The sequence below is a fragment of the Hymenobacter fastidiosus genome (assembly GCF_039539565.1).
GTDB classification, from domain to species: Bacteria; Bacteroidota; Bacteroidia; order Cytophagales; family Hymenobacteraceae; genus Hymenobacter; species Hymenobacter fastidiosus.
This window is the reverse complement of record NZ_BAABDJ010000032.1, coordinates 1-23,785: the sequence shown is the minus strand read 5'-3', so window position 1 is coordinate 23,785 and position 23,785 is coordinate 1. Positions and strand designations below refer to the sequence as shown.

The window sequence follows — 23,785 nt, the reverse complement described above, 5'->3', positions numbered from 1 at the left end:
ATCATCGCTGCCACCTGGCGCTACCTTTTGGCTCATGACCCCAACCGCTACCTCCGCCTTTACTGCCCCTACCGATACGCCCCAGGCGGCCGCGTTCCGGCGTACCATTGCCAACCCCGTGAAGCTGCGGCTGTTCATGCTGCGCAGCCTGCCGATGGCGTATCTGGCCGGACTGCGCCTGCGTGAAATCACGCCGGAGCGGGCTACCGTCACGGTCCCCTTTAAGTACCTGACCAAAAATCCGTTCCGCAGTATCTACTTCGCCTGCCTCAGCATGGCGGCCGAAATGGCCAGCGGCGTACTTTCCATGATGAACACCCAGGGTGGCCGCGTGTCGATGCTGGTCGTGGGCATGGAAGCGGAGTTTACCAAGAAAGCCGTGGGCCTGATTTCCTTCACCAGCACCGACGGGCTGCGCATTGCCCAGGCCATTGCCGACAGCCGCGCCACCGGCGAAGGCCGCACCGTGGTATGCACCAGCACCGGCGTGGATGAAGCCGGCGACACGGTGGCCGTATTCCGCATCACGTGGTCGTACCGGGCGAAGCAGTAAACCCCGACTGTCGTTGCGAGCAGAGCGAAGCAACCCGTCCTCTCAAATGTGCCCAACGCTGGTAAATCAGAAAGCCCCAACGTTAGCATCCGTCGGGGCTTGCCGGTTAACCAAGCTTAGCTTATTGTTCAGCACGGATTGATGCCGCTTCAGGCGCGGAATGGCTGACGCCGCGCAATGGCAGAGCGGGATACCAGCCGGACTACTCCTCCCGGTTGCTATCCTTGGTAATCACGTCGACCAGCCCATCTTCACTGACCACGATGGCCATGCAGGGGTAGGGGCTGCTTTCCACGTAGCGGATAGCCGAGTTGTAGCGGGCCCCGCGGGTGCTGGTGCCGTTGCCCGAGGCCTTGCCGTCGAGGATGACGCCGATGGAATAGCAGTACGATTCCGGATCGACCAGCACCGCGCCGTCGATGGCGGTGATGAGGCGGGTGATGAGCGGGGTGAGCGGCACGGGCTCGATAAGGGTGCATTGGAGCTTGAGGCGGTCGGCTTCGGCCAGGGCTTCCGTCGTTACCACTACCAGCGTGCCGTGCTTCTGGCGGCTGGCTTCCAGCACCACGTCCCAGAGGCGCTCCACCTTCACGGGGTCGGTGAGGGTGAAGATCCGCTTGAGGTCCTTGCGGAATTTGGAGCGGTTCAGGCGGGTGCGGGGCAAACTGGGCAGGCCATAATGACTGCGCATCAGCACCTTGCCGTCGTGCTGAAACTCCCAGGCGTAGTGGGTTACGAAATTGACCAGAAACAGATCTTCCCGGGTGGCGTCGTAAGGGCCAATCTGACGACCCAGGGCGTACACGTTTTCGCCGTCGGCGAGCAGGCTCACGTCGGCCGTGGTCATCTCGAGCAGCTTGCGCACGGCCCGGTAATCGGTGAGGGGCGTAGGGCAGGTAAGGGCAAAGACCTCTTCCAGGTTGGGATGCCGGCGCCTGGCCAGCAGCAGCTTGCCCACGCCCTCGGCCCCCTCGTAGCGCAGGGAGGAAATGGTGTTGCAGGTGGTAAACAGCTTGGCCGTAGCCGGACTCATACCCAGGGCCTGGGCCGGCGTATCCATGAGCAGCTTACCGGCGGCCCGCACCAGCTCTTCGGTTTCGCGGGGACGTACCAACAGGCCGGAGCCGGGTTCGGGTTCCGTCAAGGATTTCACGCACTCCTCGTGGAAGCGGAAAATGGCCGCCGTAATCAGCGAAGCGGCCAACGGGCGGCCGTCGGTGTAAAAGCGGTTGGGGCGCAGCGACGGGTGCAGGCGCAAGGCCTTCCGGTTCAGCTGCAACACCGTCATCACATAGTAGCCGCCGATCCGGATGGGCCAGCCGGCGAAGGACTGGTGCCGACCCGTGGGCGTATCGAGTGTGTCGAGGGCTTCCTGCATGGCCCGGCGCAGGCCCAGGGCCTGGTGGCGGCGAGCGGCCATTTCAGTCGTCATATGGTCCCGGTCGGGCAGGGGCCAGGGTTCCGTGCGCTGGAAATGCTGCCCCCGGGCCAGCACGTCGCGGAAGTGACGGAAGTCAAGGCCACAGTCGGCGGGTTCCAGGCAGGCCGCGGTTGCTTCGGCGCCAGGCTGAGGGAGTGGAATGCCTACCAGCAGGACGTTGGAGTCCAGCTCCTCATCCAGTACCTCAAAAATGCCCTCCGCAATGGCCTGGGCCGCTTGCCGGAAGCGGGCCTGGTAGGGCCAGATGGTCAGCTCACCAACCGGGGCGGGCAACGGGGGCATTGGGGCAACGGGCGGGGCAGAAAGCAAAGGCAAGGAGGTAAGCATAACGGAAATAGAAAGGAAGAACTTTAGGCAAGACGGCAGGCTGCGGCCAGTACTTTGAGGGAGAAGCCCCGGAGGATAAACAGACTGCGGCAGGGAGCCCTTAGCTACCCCGCCCGTACGTTCAGCCCGCTCAAAGAACGCGGTGATCAGAGAGAATACCTCAGCCGAACTCTACAGCTGAAAGATAACCGGCAAGACCATCTTTTGCTTCACCGGCTGCCCCTGAAACTGCGCCGGCAGCCATTTCGGCGCCGACTTAATCAGCCGTAGCGCTTCCTCATCGAGGCCCGAACCCAGGCGCTTGCCCGCCAGCTTCACGTCGGTCAGGGAGCCGTCTTTCTGGATTACGAACTCCACCGGCACGCGGCCTTCCACTTTGCGCTGCCGGGCCAGGTTGGGGTACTTCTGGTTTTTTTGAATCCACTCGAAAAAGACCTCGGTACCGCCCACGGGCCGGGCGGGCTGCTCGGCCGTGACGAGCGTGGGTGCCGGGGCTCCGGTGGTACCGACCGCAGGCTTCACGGGTTGTCCATCCACCACGGCCGGGGCCGGGCCGCCGGCCCCCAGGGGCAGGTGGTAGGAAATCGGGATGGTGACGCGCTGCCGGACCTTACCGCCGCGGTGCTCGGCCGGCGTCCACTTCGGCCCGCCCCTGATCAGGCGAAGGGCTTCCGCATCCAGCTCCGGCTCCGTTGCCTGGAGCACGGCCACGTTGGAAATAACCCCGGTCTTCTCCACCACGAAAGTCACGTTGACGGTGCCTTCGTGGCCGCTTTGCAGGGCTTTGGTCGGATACTGCTGGTTTTTTTCCAGGTAGTCGGCGTAGCCTTGTACGCCCCCAATGGGCACGGCGGGTTTCTGCACGGCATCGTAGATTGCGTCGGCCTGCACTTTCGGCGCCTTGAGTTTGGCCTTGGTCTTTTTCTGCGCCTGAACGGCGGGGAGCGAGACAGCGCTGAGTGCCAGGAGCAACATCAGCTGACGGACGGACGGGAGCATAGGAGCAGGATTAGGAGTAAGCGGAGGGCAGCGCGAACGACAACAACCACACCAGCCACAAAACGAAATTTCCTCCTTACGGATTGCGCCGGAATTCGGTAGTTTTAACCCCATGGCACCTGACGAAACTTCTACCACCCACAACTCCAGCCGCGCCCCCGAGCCGGTCGGGCTTTATCCGCACGCCCGCCGGGCCGGCAACCTGTTGTTCCTCTCCGGCGTGGGCCCCCGCCAGCGCGGTCAGAAAGCCGTGCCGGGCGTCGAGCTGGACGAAGACGGCAACATCCTGAGCTACGACTTCGAGAGCCAGTGTCACGCCGTATTCCGGAACGTGCGCTACATTCTGGAAGAAGCCGGGGCCCGCTGGGAAGATCTGGTGGACGTGACCGTGTTTCTGACCAATATGCAGGACGACTTTCACGTCTACAATCGGCTGTACGCCGGGTATTTCGCCACCAGCCAGCCCTGCCGCACCACGGTGGAGGTGAACTGCCTGCCCACGCCCATTGCTATTGAGCTGAAGTGCGTGGCAGTGCTGGCGCAATAAAATTACTTCTGCGCCGCCCCCATGAAACACCCGCTATCCGCTCTATTGGTTTTGGCTGCCAGCCTCCCGGCACTGGCTCAGCAGTACTCCCCCGATTCGAGCCGGGTTATCGGGCTGAACGAAGTGGTGGTGTCGGCGAACCGGGTGCTGGAGCGCAAGGCCGATATTCCCCAGCAGATTGACGTGCTCACGGCCCGGCAGATCCGGCTGCAGAACCCCGGCACTATGGCCGATGCGCTGCTGAATACGGGCTGGGTGTTCGTGCAGAAGTCGCAGCTGGGCGGCGGCTCGCCGGTGCTGCGCGGCTTCGAGGCCAACAAGGTGCTGCTGGTCGTGGACGGCGTGCGGCTCAACAACGCCATTTACCGGGGCGGCCATTTGCAGAACATTCTCAGCGTGGATGCCAACTCCTTGGAGCGGGTCGAAATTCTGAACGGGGCCGGAGCCGTGATATACGGCTCCGACGCCCTGGGCGGCGTTATCAGCCTGCTGACCAAAAGCCCCCGACTGGCCGACACCGCCGGCACCGGCCCGCGCGTGCACACCACCAACCTGCTGCGCTACGCCACCGCCGCCCGCGAAAAAACGGCCCACACCGATTTCTCCCTGGGCGGGCAGCGCTGGGCGTCCTTCACCAGCCTCACCGCTACCGACTTCGACGACCTGCGCAAAGGCCGTAAGGGCCTGGCTGAATTTCCGGGGTTTGGGGAAGTGCGGCAGTATGTGGAGCGGCAGCACGGCCAGGATGTGGTGGTGAGCCACGACGAGCCCAACCGCCAGAAATTCACCGGCTACCGCCAGCTCGACGTGGTGCAGAAAGTGCTGTTTCAGCCCCGGGCCGGCCAGCGCCACCTGCTCAACCTCCAGCTTTCCACCACCTCGGTGGTGCCCCGCTTCGACCGGCTCCAGACCTACCGCAACGGGGCGCTGCGCTACGCCGAGTGGAGCTATGGCCCCCAACGGCGCCTGCTGGCCAGCTACCAGCTGGAGCTGACGCAAACCGGGGGCTTCTACGACCGTTTGCGGCTGACGCCCGCCGTGCAGGCCGTGGAAGAAAGCCGTCTGGTGCGCGACTTCGGCAAGGACCGCCGCAATGAGAACACCGAGAAAGTACGCGTGCTGAGTACCAACCTGGATCTGTTCAAAGACGTGGGCCGGCACGAGCTGCGCTACGGCGCCGAGCTGACCCATAACCGGGTGCGCAGTATTGGCGAAGGCGTGAGCGTGACGACGGGCGCCGTACAGCCCATTGCCACCCGCTATCCTACCGGCTCGACCTACGCCACGGCCGGCGCCTACCTGGCCCACCGCTGGGAAATAACCGACCGCCTGATTCTGTCCGATGGCCTGCGCTACAGCCGCGTCCGGACCGAAGCAGCCTTTGACCCGCGGTTTTTTGAAACTGCTTACACCGCCGTACGACAAAGTTCGCCGTCGCTGGATGGCAACCTGGGGCTGGTGGCCATGCTGCCGGCGGGGTTGCGGCTGAGCGGGCTGGTGGCCACGGGCTTCCGGAACCCCAACGTGGACGACATCAGTAAAACTTTCGAGCAGATCAACGGCACGCTGATCATTCCCAATCCGGGGCTGCAGCCGGAGCGGGTGGTGAACTACGAGCTGGAGCTGTCGGAAACCGTGGAGGACCGGCTGCTGATATCGGTGCTGGGCTTTTATACCAACCTGCGCGACGCGCTGGTCGTGCGGCCCTTCGCTACGCCCGATGGAAAAGGCACCGTGGTATTCAACGGCACCGAATACGCCACCGTCGCCACCGTGAATACCGGGCGGGCCCGGATTCAGGGCGTGTCGGCCCGAACCCAGCTGGCGTTGCCCGCCCACCTGCGCCTCGACGGCACGCTGACCTACACCAGGGGCCGCGACCTGACAGCCGACGTACCCCTCGACCACATCTCCCCCCTGTACGGCCGGGCCGCTCTCACCTACCAGCACCGTAAGCTGCTGGCCGAAGGCTCCGTGCTCTTCAACGGCCGCAAGCGGGCCAGCGAGTACAGCCCCAGCGGCGAGGACAACCTGCTCCAGGCCACTCCCGGCGGCACCCTGGGCTGGTCGACGCTCAACCTGCGCACCAGCTACCAGCTCAGCCGCGGCTGGGCCGTGCAGGCCGGGCTGGAGAACATTCTGGACACCAACTACCGCGTTTTCGCCTCCGGCATCAGCGCCCCGGGCCGCAATCTGTTCGTGGCGGTGCGGCTGGAGCGGTAGGGTAGAAGGAGCAGAGAAGTTTTGGTGCTGCGACGGCTCGGACCGGCAGCGGGCCGAAGGCTGGGGCACCCCGACAGCTACCCGGCTTCCCGGCTAACCACCAAAGCAGAAGCATAAGCTGAGCCGGCTAAGCGCCGTACCTTCGCCTCATCACTCTGCCCCTCTTATGCCCCTTTCTGCCGCTACCCGTTCGCTTACCGTTGCTCCCGCCGACGTGTTTACTGAAAACCAGACGACTCATACCGAGCGGGAAATGTACTTTGCCGGTCGGCACCAGCTCGGGGGCTGGCTGCGGGTGCTGCTGTTTGCGCTGGGGGCCGGGGGCGCGTGGGGGCTTTTCTCGCGGGCGTATGTAGGGCCGGGTATCGGGTTTCTGCTGGCAATCTGGCTGGCCTTCTGGGTGCTGGTGCGCTGGCACGGCCGCATGCACTACCAGCGCGAACACCACCGCCTGCTGGCCCGCCTCAACCAGGATGAGCTGGACCGCCTCGCCGGCAAGCTCACCGGCTTCGACCCCGGCCTGCGCTACCTCAACGCCCACCACGCCTACGCCGCCGACCTCGACGTGTTCGGCGCCCACTCCCTGTTTCAGCTGCTGAACCGCGCCACCACCCGCCTCGGCCACGACTGGCTGGCCGGCTGGCTCCTGGCTCCGGCAGCGGCGGGCGACGTGCTGGCCCGGCAGCAGGCTGCCGCCGAGCTGGCCCCGGAGAATACCTGGCGGCAGGAGTGGCAGGTCCGGGCCCGCCATTTTCCCCAGCAGCAGGCCGACCCGCGCGCCTTCAGCGCCTGGCTGGCCCACCCCGATTATTTCGCGGGGAAGCCCTGGCTGAAACCGCTCCTGATTCTATTTCCACTGCTGCTGCTGGCGGCCATTGTTGCCGGCGTGCTGGGCTTGGGCTACAAGGCCGTGGCCGGTGTAATCCTGGTTATCACGGTGTTTAACAGCCGCTTTGGGGCGGTGCGGGCCGAATACGCGGAGCACACCCTGACCATGCGCGACGCGCTGCGCGCCACCCAGGCCCAGCTGGCGTTGTTCGAAGAGGAGGCCGGGCACGAATGGCAGGCCCCTCGTTTGCGCGAGCTGCGGGAGCGGTTGCGCACGGCCAGTCACGGCACGCTGGCCACCGTGCGGCTGGGACGGCTGGCTACCGTGGCGGGCCTGTTTGCGGTGCGGGAGCATCCGCTGGCGTTGCTGCTCACGAATAGTTTGCTGCTGTGGGACCTGCACGCCATGTGGCAGCTGGAAAACTGGAAGCGCGGCCTGGGGCCCGAGCTGACCACGGTGCTGGAAGTGCAGGCCGAGCTGGAAGCCCTGGTGAGTCTGGCGGGCTTTCAGTTTGCCAACCCCGCGTACGCCATTCCAACCCTCAGCCCCGCGCCGCTGGAGGTAGACGCCGAGGCCCTGGGCCACCCGCTCATCTTCAGCACCACGCGCACCACCAACGACTTCCAGACCAGTGGCTTCGGCCGCACGGCCGTGGTGACGGGCTCCAACATGTCGGGCAAAAGTACGTTTCTGCGCACGGTAGGGCTGAACATGGTGCTGGCGCTGGCCGGCGGCGTGGTGTGCGCCCGGCGGCTGCGCCTGAGTCCGGCGCAGGTCTACTCGGCCATGCGCACCCAGGACAATCTGGCCGAAAGCACCTCATCCTTCTACGCCGAGCTGAAGCGCCTGCGCCTGCTGCTCGAAATGACGGACGATCGAGTATCAATTAACAATTATCAATTAACAATTAACAATGAGCAATCGGCAATACCTGGCGAACAGCTGGGTGCGGAGGGCCAGAAACCAAAAACCAAAAACCAAAACCCAAACACCAAAAACCAAACGCCAGCCCCCTTCCCCGTTTTCTACCTGCTCGACGAAATCCTGAAGGGCACCAACTCCCGCGACCGGCACCGCGGGGCCCGGGCCCTCATCCGCCAGCTCCACCAGCGCCCCGCCAGCGGCCTGATCAGCACCCACGACCTGGAGCTGGCCGCCATGGCTGATGAGCTGCCGGGCGCGGTGACCAACTACAGCTTCAACAGTACCATCGACGGCAACCAGATCCACTTCGACTATCACCTCACGCCCGGCGTGTGTGGCAGCTTCAATGCCAGCAAGCTCATGCAGCTTATGGGCATCGACCTGCGCGATGAGGAGGAAGAGGTGCGGGGGTAGCAAACGGGGTGTTTGCGGTGGCCGGGTGGCGCCGGGCCGGAATGGCATAGGGCGGGGCGCTGGTTTCCTGAGCCGCTGGTCCATACGTAGCCAACCTATCCGCTTCGCAGCCGTTATTTTACCAGCATCACCCGGGCTGATTCCCGCATGAAACCCTTTGCATGTACGTTCGCAACAATCTTCGCTGGCGCCTGGTCTTCGACAACTCCTGGCGCAACCTGCTGGCATTTGCCATCTGGTCGGCTACGGTGTGCGTGGTGTATGGGCCGCTGGAGCTGCATTCGGTGGCTATTCCGTGGCAGCCGGTGGCTACGCTGGGCATCGCGGTATCGTTCTACATCGGCTTTAAGAATAATGGCTCCTACGACCGGTTTCTCGATGCCCGCCAGATCTGGGGGGGTATTGTGAACAGCAGCCGCAGCTGGGCCGTGCAGTCGTTGGAGTTTATCACTTCCGTTGTCGATGCGCCCGGGGTAGAGGCACCCGCGGCCACGGCGGCCGAGCTGTCGGAGCGCCACCGCCGGCTGCTGTACCGGCACATTGCCTGGTGCAACGCCCTGCGCCTGAACCTGCGCCGTCAGCCCGAGCTGTGGGATGCCGAGGTAGCTCCCTTTCTCGACCCGGCCGAATCGGAGGCCATGCGGCGTAAGCAAAATCCTCCCACCCACCTGGTGCGCGCGCAGGGGGCCGAGCTGCGCCGCCTGCGCGAGGAGCGCGGCCTGCTCAACGACTTTCAGCACGTGTTGATGATGCGGACCCTGGAGCGGCTCTATGACTTGCAGGGCGGGTGCGAGCGCATCAAAAATACCCCCTTCCCGCGGCAGTACGCGTTTTTCAGCTACGTCTTCGTGTGGCTGTTCGTGGTCCTGCTACCGCTGGGCCTGATCGGGGAGTTTTCGCAAATGGGCCCGGACCACATCTGGCTTACGGTGCCCTTTTCGGTGCTGGTTTCCTGGGTGTTCAAAACCATCGAAGTAGTGGGCCACACCAGCGAAAACCCCTTCGAGAACCAGATGAACGACGTGCCGATGACGGCGCTGTGCCGCACCATTGAAATAGATCTGCGCGAAATGCTGGGCGAAACCCATCTGCCTCGTGAGCTGGGACCAGTTGATGATATCCTGTACTAAGGGGAAGCCCGGACTCCCGGCCGGCGAGGGTTTGCAAATGGTTGGCTTTTAAGAAGGAAATTAACTTTGGCGGTATTCCGGGTCAGGCGGAAGCGTAGCGGAGCTCTGCCAACGTAAAAAGGGGGTAAAGCCGGAAAAAGCAGCTTGCTGCGGTTGGGCTTACCAGATCCTGGTGAGGATGCCCAGGATATCGGTCAATTATAATATTCGAAGAACACTCTGGAGGGGGAAACTAAGGAGTTGAAATCCGGGTCTGGAAGGCAGCCTTGATACCGGCCGCCGGGCGGGATAAGCCTTGACTTAGTGAGCGTTAGCGTTGCGTCGCAACCGCTGTTACTAACGGGCTGATGGTCCTGCTCTGGTTTTGGGGTCCCTCGGCTTTCAGCCAGGCGGTATGCTAACAAGCCGGCCGGCAATTCCCCGCATCTGCCATCTGTTCTTCACCTAATGGAAGTCTATCGCGAGATTTTACCCGAGAGTTACCTGCTGATTTTGGTTGATGAGCAGGCTACTACGGATTCAGACAGGACCCTGAATCTGGCCCTGGGCCGGGCCGCCCGCAGTGGCAAGGTCAGCATCTGGGTCGATTGCAGCAACGTGCACCAGCTACCGGCCCATGCGGCCAAGCTCCTGGTGCGTTACGGCCGGAAGCTGATCAAAAATGGCATCAGCCTGCTTTTGTGCCACCTGAGTGATACCGTACGCCGGGAGTTGCTGACGCAGGATCCGGACCTGAACTCCCTGATTATGCCCACGCTGCTCGATGCGGAGCAGTACTGCCAGCAGCGCGTCAACCGGGGGTAGGCCGCCCGCAAGCTGGCGTAGCGCCGGGAAGCCGCGGTTTATTCTGCTGCCCTTCAGGTCGACAATCCGTATGTTGCCCGGGCAAGTGCTGCTTTAGGCCCGCTGCCCGCTGCAATGAACGACCGCCAACGACAGATTCAGTATTTCTTTTCCAGCCAGGATTTCTCCGATGGGTTGCGCATCACGCTTTCCATCCTGCTGCCGTCCCTGCTGTTGGCCTGGCTCGGCAACCTGGAAACCGGCATCACCCTGTCCTTGGGGGCGTTGTGCGTAAGTGTGGTTGACACGCCGGGGCCGGTGGAGCACAGGCGCAACGGCATGCTCTACGCCAACCTGTCGCTGTTTCTGGTGGCGCTGCTCACTGGTTTCGTGCGCGGCAGCGTGCTGCTGATGGGGCTGGAAGTGGTAGTGCTCAGCTTTGGCTACACTATGCTGCTGGTATACGGCAACCGCGCTTCCCTGCTCGGCACGGCCTCGCTGCTCATTATGATTCTGATGATGGACCAGCCCCTGACGTCGGCTCAGGTGCTGCCCTACAGCAGTCAGGTGCTGGCGGGTGGGGTGTGGTATATGGTCGTGGCGCTGCTGTTCTACCGGGTGCGGCCCTACCGGCCGGCCCAGCAGGCTCTGGGCCAGTGCGTGCATACCATTGCGCAGTTCCTGGAAATTAAAGCGGATTTCTACACCTCCCGCACCAGCCTCGCAGACGATTATCGCCGCCTGGTGACCCAGCAGGTAGTGGTGAGTGAAAAGCAGGACGCCGTGCGGGAGGTGCTGTTCAAAACGCGTCAGATCGTGAGTGAATCGACCAGTACGGGCCGGCGTATGCTACTCACCTTCGTCGACATGGTCGATTTGTACGAGCATATCACGGCCACGTACTACGACTACGCCGCGCTGCGCGAACGGTATGGTCCGACGGGCGTGCTGGATGAAGTAGCCGAGCTGATCCGCCAGCTGGCCCTGGAGCTGGACAACATCGGCCTGGCTATTCAGGCTAACCGGCCCTACCGGAGTCACGCCGACCTGCCGGGGCAGCTGGAACGCCTCAGGCAGCGCACCGATGCGGTAAGTGCCCGCCACCCGGAGGCCAGCCATATTGTGCTCCGCAAAATCCTGGTGAACCTGCGTAACCTGACCCAGCGGGTGCGCGACATCCTCAACTACTTCGACGACCAGGCCGTAGCCCCCGCCCGCGGCGGGGCGACGGAGTACAACCAGTTCGTCTCGCACCAGGACTTTGAGCTGAAGGTTTTGCGGGATAATCTGACCTTCAGCTCAGCGGTGTTCCGCCATTCGGTGCGGATGATGCTGGCCTGTCTGGTGGGCTACATCGTGTCGAAGTTTTTCCTGCAGGGTCCCCACGGCTACTGGATTCTGATGACGACCACCTACATGCTCAAGCCCGCCTTCAGCCTGACCAAGCAGCGCAACTACCAGCGCATTCTGGGTACGGTCATCGGGGGCTTCGTGGGGGTTGGCATCCTGCTGCTGGTGCGCAACCAAACCGCCCAGTTTGGGGTGATGGTCATCCTGATGGTGGTGGCCTACAGCTTCCAGCGGATCAACTACATCGTCACCGTCATCACTCTCACCCCCTTCATTCTGATCTTGTTCAGCTTTATGGGGCTGGGGTATCTGGATGTGGTTGAGGAACGGGTGCTCGATACCGTTATTGGCTGCCTGATTGCCTTTGGCGCGGGCTACCTGCTGTTTCCGCGCTGGGAACGGGACCAGCTGCACGACTTTATGCGGGCTGTGCTACGGTCTAATGCGGGCTACCTGCAAAAGCTGGCCGATAGTTTAGCCGGTACTCCCATTCAGGAAACGGACTACCGGCTCACGCGCAAGACGGTGTACGTGAGCTCGGCCAACCTGGCGGCGGCCTTTCAGCGGATGCTCTCGGAGCCCAAAAGCAAGCAGCGCAACAGCGAGCAGGTCCATCAGTTCGTGGTGCTGAACCACATTCTCTCTTCCAACATTGCCACCATCACCTCCGTCATTCTGGCCCAGACCCGGCCCGCCTACCCGGCGGAGGGCCTGCGGGCCGTGAAGCAGGCCCTGGCGGCGCTGCACCGCAGTCAGAAAAAACTGGAGAACCCGCAGCCCGGGCCGCCCGCAGAAAAGGCGCCGCCGGAGCCCGTCGTGCTCAAAACCGGCCACCTGACCGCCGACGACCGGCTGCTGCTGGACCAGCTGGAGTTTATTCAGAAAGTAAGCAGCGACATCGGCAAGGTAACGGAAGCCGTGGTGGCCTAGTTTGCCCGCCAATGCTCTGGGGTACCGTTCAGCCGGGATAAGGTCCTGCGCTGCGCTCAGGATGACAGACTTCCTGACTTTCTAAACAGCTTCGTTTTTAGCCATTAGACTTGTTCCTAAATACAGAAAAGCGCAAATTCAGCGGTCATGCTTCATCTGGCGTCCGCGCAGTCGAAGCATCTCTACCGCTTTGTTGCTGTAGCATTGATTACTAATGCGGTAGAGATGCTTCGGCTGCGCGGACGCCAGATGAAGCATGACGTTCTTTTTTCATTGTTGCTTATTCGGGAACAAGTCTATTGGTTTTTGGCTGGTTCAGTAGCTGTCCGGGTAGAGGTTGGAAGGTGGCGTGGGAACCAGGTTTGAGCAAACTCCCAAAAACCAAAAACCACCCACCAAAAACCAGCTTACCTTGCACGTATGCCCGATTTTCGTTTGCGCGTATTTCAGTCGGTGGCCCGGCACCTGAGCTTCACCAAGGCCGCTCAGGAGCTCTTCGTCACCCAGCCTGCCGTCACTAAGCATATCCGGGAGCTGGAGCGCCTGTACGGGCAGCGGTTGTTCGAGCGGCGGGGCAACCGCGTGAGCCTTACCACCGCCGGCCGCCTGCTGCTCACCCACGCCGATGCCGTTGAAACCCTGCACCAGCAGCTTACCGACCAGCTGCACACCCTGCACGACGAAACCGCGGGCCGCCTGCGCCTCGGGGCCAGTACCACGCTGGCGCAGTACGTGATTCCCGCTATTCTGCCCGCCTTCCAGCAGCGCTACCCCCACGTCGAGCTGACGCTGCTCAATGCCAACTCCGAGCAGATTGCCGAAGCCCTGCTCCACGGCCACATCGACCTGGGTTTCGTGGAAGGGCAGGTGAAAAACCGCGACCTGCACTACGAGCTGCTGCTGCACGATGAGCTGCTGGCCGTGCGCAAAGCCACTCCCGCTGGTCCATCGGCCGGGTCGCTGACGTTGGCCGAAGTACTGCGGCAGCCACTGGTGCTGCGGGAGCGGGGCTCCGGTACGCTGGAAGTGCTGGAATTCGCTCTGCGGGCCCACCAGATCAAGATTTCCGAGCTGCGGGTGGCGTTTTACCTGGACAACACGGAGGCCATCAAAGCCTACCTCGAAGCCGCCCCCGACTGTATTGGCTTTGTGTCGAAGCGGGCTCTGGCGAAAGAGGTGGCGGCCGGGGAGCTGGAGGTGCTGCCGATACCGGAGCTGCATCTGCCGCGCCGTTTCGAGGCCGTCTGGGTGCAGGGCCAGCCCTTGTCGGCGCAGGCCCAGCGCTTTCTGGCGCACGCCCACCGCAGCTTCGGGGAGTAAAGCTCCTGGTCGTTGCATCTGCTCAGAATCCGTTATCATTACCTCAGGTAATAGATCATAAGTATTTTTGATTATCGATAGGGCAGGGGCAACCGTACTTTTGGGGGAGTTATTGCTGTTGCTCCGCTTATGAAAGCTGCCCCCGTCACCCATTCGAATACTCCCGCCCTTGGCGCTGCCCGAAGCGGCTTTGCCGCGTTTCGGCGGCGTTCTTTTTCGGTTTGGGGATATTCCGTAACGCCGCCGATGCTGGTTTTCGGCCTGGCGCTGGCGTTCTGCCTTACGCCCTGGGGCTCCCCGCCGCTGGCGTTGGCCCTGGGCCTGGTCGTGGCCCTGGTATTTGGTAATCCGTGGGTGGCGCAGAGCCGCAAATACACCAGCCAGCTGCTGCAATACTCCGTGGTGGGGCTGGGCTTCGGCATGAATGCCCGGCAGGCTATGCAGGCCGGCCGCGAAGGAATCGGGTTCACGGTGGCGTCGATTTTCGGAACGCTGATTCTGGGTTTCCTGGTCGGCCGCTGGCTGAACATCGACCGCAAAACGGCTCACCTGATTTCCTGCGGCACCGCCATCTGCGGCGGCAGCGCCATTGCGGCCGTGGGACCGGTCCTGAAGGCCGAAGAGGCGCAGATGTCGGTGGCGCTGGGCACGGTGTTCGTCCTCAATTCGGTGGCTTTGTTCCTGTTTCCGGCCCTGGGCCACTGGCTGCAGATGACCCAGCACCAGTTTGGCCTCTGGTGCGCCATTGCCATCCACGATACCAGCTCGGTCGTGGGGGCCGCCAGCCACTACGGCGACCAGGCCCTGCAGATTGCCACCACCGTGAAGCTGGCCCGCGCCCTCTGGATTATCCCGGTGAGCCTGGGCACGGCTTTCCTCTTCAAAACGCCCGGTACGAAAGTGACGCTGCCCTACTTCATTCTGGGCTTCGTTGCCGCCATGCTGCTCAACACCTACGTGGCCGCCCTGCACCCTATCGCGCCGGTAGCGGTGTACCTGGCCAAGCTCGGACTGACGGTAACCTTATTTCTGATCGGGGCCGGGCTGTCGGCCCAGGTGCTGCGCTCGGTAGGCGTACGGCCGTTCGTGCAGGGCATGCTGCTGTGGGTCGTTATTTCCACGGTTTCGCTCTGGGTAATCCTGCAGACGGTGGGGTAACCGGCCTTCCTCTTTCGTCGGTCATCCTGAGTTGGCGAAGGACTTTCCTCGCATACTTCCTCCGGTTTGATTCACCGCACGAAGCCCCTGCCGCTGCTGCTGCTGCTGGTCGCGGTAGGTCAGTTTATCTCCTGCCTGGGGCGAGGGTGAAATTGTCGGGGTGGTAGAACACGGCGGGGCTGAGGTTTGTACGAAGCCGAAATCCGGGGGCTCCGCCGAACCTGGCAGGATTGTGGTTGCGGTGGCCTGCCTATCTTCGCCCAGTTAAATCCGTCAACGCCCGCCGCTATGCGCCAACTCGCCGACATTCCGCACCCGGATGCCAAAATCACCCTGTTTTCCTGGAACGGTAAATACCTGATCAAGCTCGAAAAAGGGCCGCTGGAGCAAACCTACAAGGTGAGCGAAATGGATGTGACCAGCGAAGCCGACGTGCGCACCCTGCTTGATGCGGAGTTCGTGGCGGCCGCCGTGCAGCGCTTTGCCCAGATGCGTCAGGATCTGCAGGCGGCATTCGACCGTCACGATCTTTAATTCCCGCATCTTGCGGCCTTATTTGTTCTTGCCTCTGCTGTTTCTTATTCTGCCTTCATGAAGTCTCTCGTTTCTCTTCTGGTTCTTTTCAGCGCCCTGGCCGGGGTAGTGCCCACCGCGCAGGCCCAGCTCTACGACGTGCGCACCACCAGTACCAACTTCGAGCGCAAGGAGCGTGATGCGGTGAAAGTGCAGGTGGAAGGTACCGCTGCCTGGACCCGCGACTTCTGGCAGTCGTGGCTGAAGGACACCTACAACATCCGCCTGAAAGGGGGCGGCGTGCTGGGCCTGGGTAAAAGCGACCTGCTGGTGGCCAAGCAAACCCCGGCTTCCAGCGTTTCTGGTAAGCTCATCGACCTGTACTCCACCGTCACCGCGCCTTCCGATACCACGTCGGAGCTGACGGTGTGGGCCGCTTTCGGGGCCGATACTTTCCTGAGCCCGGGGAGAAATACCACGGAGTTTGCCGCGCTGCGCAGCATCACCCAGAGCTTCGCCACCGCCGCCCGGCTCAAGGCCTACCGGGAGCAGATTGCGGATGCCGAAAAGCAGCTGAAGGAAGCGGAAAAGGAAAAGGAAAAGCTGGAAAAGGACCGCATCAGCATGCAAACGAACACGACCAGCAATCTGGCCCGCATCGAAGCCCTCAAGCAGCAGAACATCAGCAACGTGCTCAAAGCCCGCGAAGATTCCGTGAAGCTTATTACCAATGCCCAGCAGATGGACCTGCGCAAGTTGCAGCTCCAGCGCAAGCGTGACCGGATGACGGCCCTGGAGCGTAAGTAGGCGCGTGCCGCCGGGCCCCACCCGGCGAAACGAGGAAAGCGCGTATCCATCGCCGGGCTATCTGACCCGGTGTAGCTTATTCGCTTGCGCCAATTGCCGGCAGCCTCCGGTAGTTTTTCTGCTCAAGGATTTTCGCGTGCCTTCTATCCATGGAAAAAGACCCTTCCCCACTCGATACCCTGCGCCAGCTCAAGGAATGGCTGGATGCGGGTACCATCACGCCCGCCGAGTTCGACACGCTGAAGCGGAAGCTGCTCTTCTCCGAACCGGCGGCGGCCCCCGTCGTTCCTCCAGCAGCAACCCCCGAGCCTACGGCGACCAGCGGCCCTGTCGAAGACCCGTATCTGCCGCCCATCGTGCGTCAGTCCACGCCGGGTTTCGCGCCGCCCGTAGCCCCGCCTAATGCGCCGGCGGCGCCCGCCGAATCGTTTAGCCGTCCCTTCGAATCGGGCCGGCCCGGCGCTTCGCCCAGTGCCGAGGATACGTACGACACCGAAGTGCCTGACCCGGCCGGGCCGGAGGTGGAAATGCCGTACGTGGCCCCGGCCCGCAGCCCGCTATCAACGGTGCTCATCGTGGGCGGCATCATCGCCCTGCTGGCGCTGGTGGCTTACCTGATGCTGGGCAACCAGGAATCGGAGCACCTGAGCAGCCTGAGCCAGACCGACGCCGACAGCCTGCAGGTGGCGCCCGAAACCGGCCCCCAGGCCGAGCAGATTGACCTGCCGCCGGCAGCGGCCCCCGAAACCGTGCGCGTGGCCCCGGCGATGCCGCCCATGACGACCCCGGCACCTGCCGATTCGGTCCGGAACCCGGCTCCGGCCCCCGTCGAAACCGCTCCCGCCACTCCCCCGGCCGATGACAGTGCCGTCCGGGCAAGGATTGAAGGAGTGCTCACGGCTTACTACGACGATCTTAAGGCCGTACCTTTCAGCGCCGCGCAATATTTCGCCCCGGCCGTGGAGCGGTTCTACACGCTGCAGAATACCACGCCGGCCGCTATCGGCGATGAGCTGGCCCGAACGCATTTTCCGGAGTTTCTGGAAGCGCAGACCCAGATTGAGTCCGGCAGCCTGCAGATCAGCGAACCGGTCAACGACGGCTCCCGGGTGGTGACCTTCCTGGAGAAAAGCAGTGCCCTGCGCCAGTCGTTGCAGAAGCGCCAGCAAATCCGGGCTCAGGTGCGCATCCGCTTCGACCGCAACTACAAAATCAAATACCTGCGCCAGGAGCGCCTGCTGGAAAATACCTTCACCGATTAACCGCAGTCATTCAGTCGTCCGCGTAGGCTGAGCCGTGCTGAAGTCGTCCTTGCCCATGGTCCTATCTGTTGTTGCCCGCCGCTCGTGGCCGGTTCTGTTGCTGCTGGTCCTTGGGGTGGCGTCCTGCACCAAAATCATCAAGCCCGGCAAACAGTTCGCCGCTTACCAGCCCCCATCGGCGCCGGACTACTCCCTGCCCGCCAGCTGGGCCGCGCTGCCCGGCCGCCGCGACTCAGCCGATGTGGTGCCGCGCAATACGCCATTGCGCGACCAGCAGCAAACCGCCCGGGCCGACGTGTTCTACGTGCATCCTACCACCTTTTTCAAGCGCGAAGCCTGGAACGCGGATGTGGCGGATGAGGATCTGAATCGGTTTACCGATGCCAGCGTCATTCGCAAGCAGGCCAGCGTGTTCAACTCGGCGGGGCGCATCTTCGCCCCGCGCTACCGGCAGGCCACGCTGTATTCCTTCTTCGATGAGCAGAGCGACAACGGTAACAAAGCGCTGGAACTAGCCTATGGCGACGTGAAAGCCGCTTTTCAGTATTACCTCAAGCATTACAACCAGGGCCGGCCCATTATCATCGCCAGCCACAGCCAGGGCACCCACCACGCCACGCGTCTGCTCCACGAGTTTGTCGACAAAAACCCCAAGCTGCGTCGGCAGCTCGTGGTGGCCTACCTGATCGGCTTCAAAGTGAAAACCGCCGAGTACCAGGCCCTGCGTCCCTGCGCCGATTCCACCCAGACCGGCTGCTTCGTAGTCTGGAACTCGGTGGAATGGGGCCAGGATTACCCGCCCTTCGCCGGCGGCGTGGCCACCAACCCGCTGACGTGGAAGCTGGACACTGTCGCCGCCCCCAGTTCCCTGAACCGGGGGGGCGTGCCTTTCAATTTCAACCGCGTGGATACTGCCGTGGTAGACGCTAAAGTGCACAATGGTCTGGTCTGGATTCACCCGCCCAAGCCGCTGGGCTACCCACGCTTCCTGCTGCCCGGCCAGCCCCAGCTCCGCCATTCGTTCCACATCGTCGACTACGGGTTATTCTACCTGAACCTGCGGCAGAATGCGGAAGCACGGGTGCGGGCTTACGTCAGCAAACAGGGCAAACGCCCGTAACCTGCATCTATGAAGAATCTTCCCTGGCCTCGTATTCTTATCGGCTTGTTGTTTCTGCTATTGCTGGCTGCGCTGGCCAAGAACCTGGTGCAGGGTTTAGACAGGCGCAAGAATATGCCGGTGCCTACCCACAAGCATAACTAGAACGGAGTGGAGAGACCAAGAGGATTCAGAAGAAGTAGCAAACAGGGTCTTTGGCAATTGCCCTGAGACGCAAAAAAGCCCCGCCGGCAGAACGCCAGCGGGGCTTTTCAATTCTCTGAACTTAAAGCTTAGGCACCGATAGCCACGCGCTTGAAGTCGGTTACCGTCATGCCTTTCGACGTCTTGTCGAGCAGCTGGGCGATGGTCATCGAGTTGTCCTTCACAAACTCCTGGTTCAGCAGGGTATTCTCCTTGTAGAACTTGTTGAGCTTGCCCTGGGCAATCTTCTCCAGCATCGCCTCGGGCTTGCCTTCGGCCCGCGCCTGCTCTTTGCCGATTTCGATTTCGCGCTCAGCAACGGCCGAATCCACACCGTCTTTGTCAACGGCAACGGGCTTCATGGCTACGATCTGCATAGCTACGTCGCGGCCAACAACGGCCGTATCAGCGCCACCCACGTTCTTCAGGCCCACGAGTACGCCCTTCTTGTTGTCGGAGTGGATGTAGGAAGCAACTTTCTCCGCCGTCAGCGTGGCGTAGGTTACGTCCAGCTTCTCGCCGATTTTGCCCATCAGGTCGGTGATGTGCTCCTGCACGGTCAGGCCGTCGTCTTCTTTGGCAGCCAGCAGATCTTCTTTGGTGGTAGCATTGGTCCGCACGGCGGCATCCAGAATACGCTGCACCAGCTCGCGGAAGTTAGCCACTTTGGCCACCGACTCGGTTTCGCAGGCCAGGGCAATCAGCTTGCCGTTGGTGCCGTCCTCGCTCACGTTCACGGCTACAAAGCCTTCCGACGTTTCGTTTTCAGCGCGCTTGTCGGCGATTTTCTGACCCTGCTTACGCAACAGGTCCCGGGCCACTTCGAAGTCGCCTTCGGCTTCGGTCAGTGCTTTTTTGCAATCCATCATGCCCGCGCCAGTCATGGTGCGGAGCTTGTTCACGTCTGCGGCAGTAATTGCGGCCATTTTCTGAGAAGTTAGTAGCTAGAAGCTAGGAGGTAGAATCAATTGAGAGGAGGGTAGAAAGAAGTTAGGAGCCAGGAACCGGAATCGAATGGGCATTTTGCCGTCATCACAACTCCTGGCTCCTGACTCCTAGCTTCTAGCTCCTTAAAGACTATTCGTCAGCAGCTTGTTTTTCCTTGATGCCTTCTTCTTCCGACTGCTTCTTGTCGGCTTCATCCTTGTCAACTTTGCGCTCGGACAAGCCGTCTTCGATAGCCTTGCTGATGACACCAACAATCAGCTGAATCGACTTCGAGGCGTCGTCGTTGGCCGGGATTGGGAAATCAACCAGCTCGGGGTTGGAGTTGGTGTCGCACATAGCGAATACCGGAATGCCCAGTTTCTGAGCTTCTTTCACGGCAATGTGCTCACGCTTCACGTCAACAACGAACAGGGCAGCGGGCAGACGGCTCAGGTCGGCAATGCCGCCCAGTACGCGCTCCAGCTTCTCCCGCTCGCGGCTCAACATCAAACGCTCACGCTTGGCAAGTGCTGCGTAGGCCGTGTTTTCCTTCACCATCTTGTCGATGGTGCTCATTTTCTTCAGCGACTTGCGAACCGTAGCGAAGTTGGTAAGCATACCACCCAGCCACCGGTCGGTGACGAAGGGCATTTTCAACCGCTTGGCTTCTTCCGTCACAATCTCCTGCGCCTGCTTCTTGGTAGCCACGAACAGTACTTTCCGACCGCTCTTGGCGATGTTGCGGATAGCCTGCGAAGCCTGCTCGAGCGAAACGAGGGTTTTGTTCAGGTCAATGATGTGGATGCCGTTCTTCTCCATGAAGATGTACGGCGCCATTTTCGGATCCCACTTGCGCGTAAGGTGACCAAAATGGGACCCTGCGTCGAGCAGATCTTTATAGGTGGTGGACTGAGCCATGATGTATTTCCTCTGGGATTAGCGTTTCGAGAACTGGAACGAGCGACGTGCCTTGCGCTTGCCGAACTTCTTGCGTTCAACCATGCGGGGGTCACGCGTCATAAAGCCTTCCTTCTTCAGGGCGGGGCGCGTTTCGGCGTCCTGCTCTACCAAAGCTTTCGAAATAGCCAGACGGATAGCTTCGGCCTGCGCCGAGATGCCACCACCGTGCACGTTCACTTTGATGTCGTACTGCCCGAGTTTCTCGAGGGTAGCGAAAGGCTGGTTCACGATGTTCTCCAGGAGTTCATTGCCGAAATAGGCTTTCATTTCCCGGTTGTTGATAGTGATATTCCCTTGCCCGGCCTGCATGTAAATGCGGGCCACCGAGGTTTTTCTTCTACCAGAGGTGTTGAGGATGTCCATTAATGAAAAAATTGAGGAAAAAAAGGAAGCCGATTAGGCTTACAGGTTCGTCAAATCAACAGCTTTCGGCTGCTGGGCGGCGTGCGGGTGCTCGGCACCTTCGTACACAAACAGGCTGCGGAACTGCTCCCGACCAAGGCGGTTGTGGGGCAGCATACCACGTACGGCGTGCTCGATAACGCGGGTCGAGGATTTCTCCATCACTTCGCGCATCGATTTACGCTTCTGGCCACCGGGGTAGCCGGAGTGCGATACGTAGATTTTCTCGGTCATCTTTTTACCCGTTACGCGCAGTTTGTCGGCGTTGATAATGATAACCGAGTCGCCGCAATCCGAGTTGGGCGTGAACGAGGGCTTGTGCTTGCCGCGGAGGATGTTGGCAACCTGGCTGGACACGCGGCCCAGAGTATTGTCACCAGCATCAATCACGACCCAGCCCTTGTTGGCGTTGGCTTTGTTGACGGATATCGTCTTGAAGCTCAGATGATCCATTGGGGAGTTGAGTAAGCGTTTGAAAATGAGAGAGAACCCAGCAAGGGTTCGGGAAAAACGGACACAAAGTTACCCTTTTGAGGTGTAAAAGCAACCCTGATTTCAATAATTGTTTCTAAAAGAGTGCTTTATCAGCTTAGGACTGACCACCAAAACCGGGGGTGAAACCCATTAGACCGTCATTCCGAGCGCAGCCGAGGAATCCCGCGTGCTGCCGTTTGAATAGGTATCCAACGATGCCACGCGAGATTCCTCGGCTGCGCTCGGAATGACGGGCTATCAGGGACAGTTTTGCCTAGCTGTACTGCCGCAGCGTATCGACCAGGACCCGAAAGTCCTTCGGATACGGCGCTTCCACGGTCACTTCCTCCCCATTCAGGCGGGTGAAAATGAGCTTGGCCGCGTGCAGGGCAAACCGCTTGATGAAGGGCTGCTCTTCTTCGCCATCCTTCAGGTTGAACTTCTTCTTCAGCGACGACAGGTAGAAGTCCTCGCCGCCGTACACCACGTCGCCTACGATAGGCGCCTGCAGATACATCAGGTGCAGCCGGATCTGGTGCATCCGGCCCGTGATGGGGACGCACTGCACCAGCGTGTGGCGGGCAAAGGCTTCGAGGGTGGTGAAGTGGGTTTCGGCGGCTTTGCCTTTGTAGGCTAGGCGGGCTTTGCCTTTGGTCGTGGTTTCGATGCTGCGGTCGACGAGCGTATCCGCAAACCGGTGCAGGCCCCAGGCCACGGCGTGGTAGAGCTTTTTTACTTCCCGGTTCTCAAACTGCATCGAGAGGTGACGGTAGGCTTCGGGGTTTTTGGCCAGCGCCAGCGCCCCGGAGGTTTCCTTGTCGAGGCGGTGGCAGGCCTGGGCATCGTCGGCGTACTGGCGGGCCATGCGCAGGATGTTGGGCGCGTTGCCAAACCGCTCATCGAGGGTGGCCAGAAAGGGAGGTTTGTTGATAACGATGAAATCGTCGTCTTCAAACAGAATAAGGTCTTGGAAATCGGGAAGCTTCATAGAGGTCCCAAAGGTACGGCGAAGACTTAAGAAGCCGGGACCCCGGCCGGTTCGGCATCGGCTGCTGCCCGGGGCAGGCGGGGCTTGGGCAGCTTGAAGTCCAGGGTGGTGCCCAGCCCCGGCTCGCTGTGCACCTTGATGGTCGATTTATGCGCTTCCACAATGTGCTTGCTGATGGCCAGCCCCAGCCCCGAGCCGCCCGAGTCGCGGGACCGGCTTTTGTCGATGCGGTAAAACCGCTCGAAGATGCGGTTCTGGTGCTGTTTGGGGATGCCCGCGCCGTCGTCGCGCACCGCTACCCGGATGCTTTTGCTGCTTTCGATCAGGCTTACCGTCACGTGGCCGCCTTCCTTGCCATATTTCACGGCGTTATCGATCAGGTTGACGAGCACCTGCCGGATCCGGTTGCGGTCGGCCAGTACGCGCAGCCCGGTGGTAGTCAGCGACGGTGGGAAGAGCTCCAGCGTCACGCGGCGCAGCCCGGCTTTCTGTTCCAGCTGCTCGAATATCTCCTGCACCAGCGCGGCCAGATCAAATGCCTGCCGCCGCATGCGGACCACGCCTTTTTCGAGCTGGGAAATAGTTACCAGGTCCTGTACCAGGGCGTCCAGGGCATCGAGGCTGGTGGCGGCTTTGGTCAGGAATTTATGCCGGAGAAACTCGTCGTCCATATCACCGTCCAGCACCGTGTGGAGAAAACCCTGCGCGGCGAAAATCGGGGTTTTCAGCTCGTGCGAAACGTCGGCCAGAAATTCGCGGCGCAGGGCCTGCAGGCGCCTGAGCTCGTCAATTTCCTGCTGCTTGCGCTCGGCCATCTGCAGAATCTCGTCGCGCATGCGCTTGAGGGGCTCGGGCCGGAACAGAAACTTGTTCGACAGCTTACGAAACTCCTTGCGCTTCACGTTTTCCAGCTCGGCGTAGATGTTATTGATTTCCCGGAAAATCAGGGCTTCAAACGACAGATACACCAGCAGAAAGCACGCGGCTACCGTAATTCCGGCCGCCAGCGCCCCATCCTGGAACGACAGTGTGGGCGCAATCCAGGCCAGGGTGGTCAGCACCCCGGCGACCAGCAAGGCAATCAAAACGGCAATGGTGCGGGAAGAGAAAGTCATTTCTTAAGATACTGAAGCTGTTTAGAAAGTCGGTTTTTCTAAGAAGCTGTTTGAGTTAGCAGAATTTGAGCACCCGTTTGATGTTTGCCAAGCTAATCCATGCGTT

22 protein-coding genes are annotated in these 23,785 nt (G+C 61.4%); 14 read left to right on the top strand and 8 right to left on the bottom strand.

The genetic code is table 11. The features are described 5' to 3' along the window. Window positions 1-34 precede the first annotated feature (34 nt). Window positions 35-553, top strand: a complete 519-nt coding sequence (locus ABD833_RS13350; protein ID WP_345073632.1) for a DUF4442 domain-containing protein — start codon at window positions 35-37, stop codon at window positions 551-553. Window positions 554-755: 202 nt separating this feature from the next. Here the strand turns inward: ABD833_RS13350 and ABD833_RS13345 are convergent, their stop codons facing one another. Both ABD833_RS13345 and ABD833_RS13340 read right to left on the bottom strand, forming a co-directional pair. After that, the gene (locus ABD833_RS13345; protein ID WP_345073631.1) at window positions 756-2,276 is read right to left on the bottom strand and encodes a DNA integrity scanning protein DisA nucleotide-binding domain protein; all 1,521 of its coding nucleotides are present in this window, start codon (window positions 2,274-2,276) and stop codon (window positions 756-758) included. Window positions 2,277-2,492: 216 nt separating this feature from the next. Next, window positions 2,493-3,320 carry an energy transducer TonB gene (locus tag ABD833_RS13340; RefSeq protein ID WP_345073629.1) on the bottom strand — a complete coding sequence of 276 codons (828 nt, stop codon included), beginning with the start codon at window positions 3,318-3,320 and terminating at the stop codon, window positions 2,493-2,495. A gap of 112 nt (window positions 3,321-3,432) precedes the next feature. On the opposite strand from ABD833_RS13340, the gene ABD833_RS13335 reads away from it, so the two are divergent. The 13 genes from ABD833_RS13335 to ABD833_RS13275 all read left to right on the top strand — a co-directional run bounded on the left by ABD833_RS13335 (window position 3,433) and on the right by ABD833_RS13275 (window position 18,774). Beyond that, window positions 3,433-3,867: a RidA family protein gene (locus ABD833_RS13335; RefSeq protein WP_345073627.1), complete on the top strand. Its 435-nt coding sequence runs from the start codon at window positions 3,433-3,435 to the stop codon at window positions 3,865-3,867. Between the two features lie 21 nt (window positions 3,868-3,888). Then, a complete protein-coding gene (locus ABD833_RS13330) occupies window positions 3,889-6,090 on the top strand; it encodes a TonB-dependent receptor plug domain-containing protein (protein ID WP_345073625.1) in 2,202 nt (733 codons plus the stop codon). 166 nt (window positions 6,091-6,256) lie between these two features. Continuing rightward, on the top strand, window positions 6,257-8,257 hold the full coding sequence (locus tag ABD833_RS13325; RefSeq protein WP_345073624.1) for a MutS-related protein: 2,001 nt from the start codon (window positions 6,257-6,259) through the stop codon (window positions 8,255-8,257). A gap of 161 nt (window positions 8,258-8,418) precedes the next feature. Then, window positions 8,419-9,387, top strand: a complete 969-nt coding sequence (locus ABD833_RS13320) for a bestrophin family protein (RefSeq protein WP_345073623.1) — start codon at window positions 8,419-8,421, stop codon at window positions 9,385-9,387. 447 nt (window positions 9,388-9,834) lie between these two features. After that, a complete protein-coding gene (locus tag ABD833_RS13315) occupies window positions 9,835-10,191 on the top strand; it encodes a hypothetical protein (protein WP_345073621.1) in 357 nt (118 codons plus the stop codon). A gap of 114 nt (window positions 10,192-10,305) precedes the next feature. Continuing rightward, complete coding sequence (locus ABD833_RS13310) at window positions 10,306-12,450, top strand: FUSC family membrane protein (RefSeq protein ID WP_345073620.1); 2,145 nt, start codon at window positions 10,306-10,308, stop codon at window positions 12,448-12,450. A gap of 420 nt (window positions 12,451-12,870) precedes the next feature. Beyond that, on the top strand, window positions 12,871-13,770 hold the full coding sequence (locus ABD833_RS13305; protein WP_345073617.1) for a LysR substrate-binding domain-containing protein: 900 nt from the start codon (window positions 12,871-12,873) through the stop codon (window positions 13,768-13,770). 246 nt (window positions 13,771-14,016) lie between these two features. Then, window positions 14,017-14,928, top strand: a complete 912-nt coding sequence (locus tag ABD833_RS13300) for a YeiH family protein (protein ID WP_345073616.1) — start codon at window positions 14,017-14,019, stop codon at window positions 14,926-14,928. A 288-nt stretch (window positions 14,929-15,216) separates the two neighbouring features. Further along, window positions 15,217-15,462 (top strand): hypothetical protein, encoded by a 246-nt coding sequence (locus tag ABD833_RS13295; RefSeq protein ID WP_345073615.1) that lies wholly within the window; start codon window positions 15,217-15,219, stop codon window positions 15,460-15,462. A gap of 57 nt (window positions 15,463-15,519) precedes the next feature. Then, complete coding sequence (locus ABD833_RS13290) at window positions 15,520-16,248, top strand: hypothetical protein (protein WP_345073613.1); 729 nt, start codon at window positions 15,520-15,522, stop codon at window positions 16,246-16,248. A gap of 149 nt (window positions 16,249-16,397) precedes the next feature. Then, window positions 16,398-17,510 (top strand): SHOCT domain-containing protein, encoded by a 1,113-nt coding sequence (locus ABD833_RS13285; protein ID WP_345073612.1) that lies wholly within the window; start codon window positions 16,398-16,400, stop codon window positions 17,508-17,510. Window positions 17,511-17,565: 55 nt separating this feature from the next. Continuing rightward, complete coding sequence (locus ABD833_RS13280) at window positions 17,566-18,630, top strand: DUF3089 domain-containing protein (protein WP_345073611.1); 1,065 nt, start codon at window positions 17,566-17,568, stop codon at window positions 18,628-18,630. Window positions 18,631-18,639: 9 nt separating this feature from the next. After that, on the top strand, window positions 18,640-18,774 hold the full coding sequence (locus tag ABD833_RS13275) for a hypothetical protein (protein ID WP_345073610.1): 135 nt from the start codon (window positions 18,640-18,642) through the stop codon (window positions 18,772-18,774). A gap of 128 nt (window positions 18,775-18,902) precedes the next feature. Here the strand turns inward: ABD833_RS13275 and tsf are convergent, their stop codons facing one another. From tsf to ABD833_RS13245, 6 genes are all read right to left on the bottom strand, one after another. Next, window positions 18,903-19,739, bottom strand: coding sequence for a translation elongation factor Ts (gene tsf / locus ABD833_RS13270; RefSeq protein WP_345073609.1), 837 nt, complete (start codon window positions 19,737-19,739; stop codon window positions 18,903-18,905). A gap of 151 nt (window positions 19,740-19,890) precedes the next feature. Next, entirely contained in the window at window positions 19,891-20,658 is a 768-nt protein-coding gene (gene rpsB, locus ABD833_RS13265) for a 30S ribosomal protein S2 (RefSeq protein WP_345073608.1), read from the bottom strand. Between the two features lie 18 nt (window positions 20,659-20,676). Further along, entirely contained in the window at window positions 20,677-21,063 is a 387-nt protein-coding gene (gene rpsI, locus ABD833_RS13260) for a 30S ribosomal protein S9 (protein WP_345073607.1), read from the bottom strand. 39 nt (window positions 21,064-21,102) lie between these two features. Beyond that, a complete protein-coding gene (gene rplM / locus ABD833_RS13255) occupies window positions 21,103-21,555 on the bottom strand; it encodes a 50S ribosomal protein L13 (protein WP_345073606.1) in 453 nt (150 codons plus the stop codon). Window positions 21,556-21,850: 295 nt separating this feature from the next. Then, window positions 21,851-22,564, bottom strand: coding sequence for an RluA family pseudouridine synthase (locus tag ABD833_RS13250; protein WP_345073605.1), 714 nt, complete (start codon window positions 22,562-22,564; stop codon window positions 21,851-21,853). A gap of 26 nt (window positions 22,565-22,590) precedes the next feature. Beyond that, window positions 22,591-23,679: a sensor histidine kinase gene (locus tag ABD833_RS13245; RefSeq protein ID WP_345073604.1), complete on the bottom strand. Its 1,089-nt coding sequence runs from the start codon at window positions 23,677-23,679 to the stop codon at window positions 22,591-22,593. Between the last annotated feature and the right edge of the window lie 106 nt (window positions 23,680-23,785).